At 41.8% G+C, this 2,073-nt stretch carries 2 protein-coding genes; both read right to left on the reverse strand.

Features of this window, described 5'->3' with window-relative positions:
- Positions 1 to 40 precede the first annotated feature (40 nt).
- Positions 41 to 1,099, reverse strand: a complete 1,059-nt coding sequence (locus tag NZ519_13725) for a glycosyltransferase (protein ID MCS7029813.1) — start codon at positions 1,097 to 1,099, stop codon at positions 41 to 43.
- A gap of 105 nt (positions 1,100 to 1,204) precedes the next feature.
- Positions 1,205 to 2,073 (reverse strand): T9SS type A sorting domain-containing protein (locus tag NZ519_13730; protein MCS7029814.1); only part of this gene is annotated, 869 nt, incomplete at its 5' end.

Here is a 2,073-nt window from a genome sequence, read left to right on the forward strand (position 1 = left end):
GCTTTTTTCTGAAAAACTTCATTATGCTTATTTATAATTATCAAAAGTTATTGCTACTGGTTTTATAAACTTCCAAAATTTTCAGTCGCGCAGTTTCGTTATTGAACAAGCTCTTGGCATAATTGTAAATTTTCTCAGGATCGTATTTATGATAATAATTGATAATTTTTTTTAGGCCTTCCACGGCGGTTTCCAGGTTATCTTGGGGAACTAAGACACCGCTTATATCATTGATGTACTCAGCGGGCGCGCCACAGTCTGAAACCACAACTGGCCTACCATGGCTCAGGGCTTCGGCCGTGGCTATGGAAAAGGTTTCAAAACGACTAAAAAGTACAAAAGCATGGCATCGTTCGTAAAAAGTGTAAATATTCTCATTGGGTACAGCACCATGAAAGCACACCTTGTGGTCTATTCCTAAATCTTTTGCTAACTGTTCCAGAGAAGTCCTGTCTGGCCCATCGCCCACCACGTCCAAGTGGGTTTGGGGGAAATTTTTTGAAAGTTCAGCAAATGCTTTCAGAAGAAAGGAGATGTTTTTTAGGGAATCTACTAAATTTCCAATTGTAAGGAATCGAAAAGTTTTATCACCGCAATCTGGACAAGGGGGAGGCCTGTCCGGAAATTTAATAGGGTTTTGAATAATTAGTACTTTTTTGTTAGATATAAGAGGAAATTTTTCTATTAATCTTTTTTTTAAATATTCAGAGACTGTAAGTACTGCGTCAAACGACTTGATGGAATAACGTAGCAACCAGTATAGAAGAGGGCTGAGGTAATTTTTTTTCTCAATCACGAAACCTGACCAGTGTTCTGAGATTACCCAGTAGGGAATATTCAGAAACCTTATCGGAAGCGAAAATATCGCATATGGATAGGAGACATGGAGGTGAAACACCTGCGGTTTTCCGTAATTTCTCTTCACCTTTTTAGCTTCCCAGAAAGGAACCAGGAAATACCCAAGAATTTTTAAGGGGAGAAAGGAAGGAATTTCATAAACGGTTAGGGGGCCCCAGCTTTCCTGACGCAGTTGCCGGCGCCATTTTAAACCTTTCCGGTGGCGGACATGGAAACCTACCAACCGCACGTCACGGGCCACTAGGTCCAAATGTTTTTTAATGAATATGGCTTGGTAAGGTTTTTCTTCGCTAGGATACCACCCTGGCCAGGTAAGGATTAGGGGTTTCTCGTCCGACAAACTGAATTAGTATTTCACAAAAGAAGATGCAAAGTTAGAGACTGCGAAAATATAAAATCCAGGTTTCAATTGGGAAATATCCAATGTTTCTGTGGCATTATTTAATTTTCCGGAGACCACGGTTTTACCACTAAGGTCACGTATTTCGTAGGGTAGGGAGGTTATACTGCTATTTTTTAATTTAACATAAATATAATTGTGGGTTGGATTGGGAAAAATGGAATATTGCTTTTCCTGAATTTCCTGTAATTGAACGTTATTACATTCTTTGATATATTTAATTGTAGCCGACAATTTGGGTGCCGGAATGGCAGTGGTGTCCTGCAATAATGTTTCTAACAAGCCCCAGCTACCGTATTGTGCGCTCAGCGGGGCTACGAGAGAGAAGTTCATTAATAACCAGGGATACGGTCCACTGTGAATGCTTTTAAGATATTCATAGTTTTCTACATATAAATTATACATAGCCGTATCCCGCTGGATGTCCAGTAATACCTGATCGTAAGTGGAGGGTACCCCGAAAGGTATGGGAGTGATGTGCTGTCCTCCTTCATAAAAATATACTTTTTTATTCAAGGGGATAGCCACGGAATCCACGATTTGTTTAATCCACACCCATTCGTGGGCAGCCCGATCCAAGCGTACGCGCTGAGCCAGGTAAGGCACGGTGGCCGATGCACCCAGATTGTCCAAAAGGCTATCGCTTTCGTGGCTGATGCCAAAGTAATAGGTCGGCGCAACGGCGTCAAAAAGATTGGGATCAAGGTTGGTGGCAATACGTTTGCTTACATCCAGCCAGGAGGTGAACATGCCTACGGTCCGGGTAATCCGATGGAGCTGACCGGAGAATACTTGCGTCCATATATTCATGCAAT

It is taken from the genome of Bacteroidia bacterium (assembly GCA_025056095.1).
In the GTDB taxonomy this organism is placed as follows: domain Bacteria; phylum Bacteroidota; class Bacteroidia; order JANWVE01; family JANWVE01; genus JANWVE01.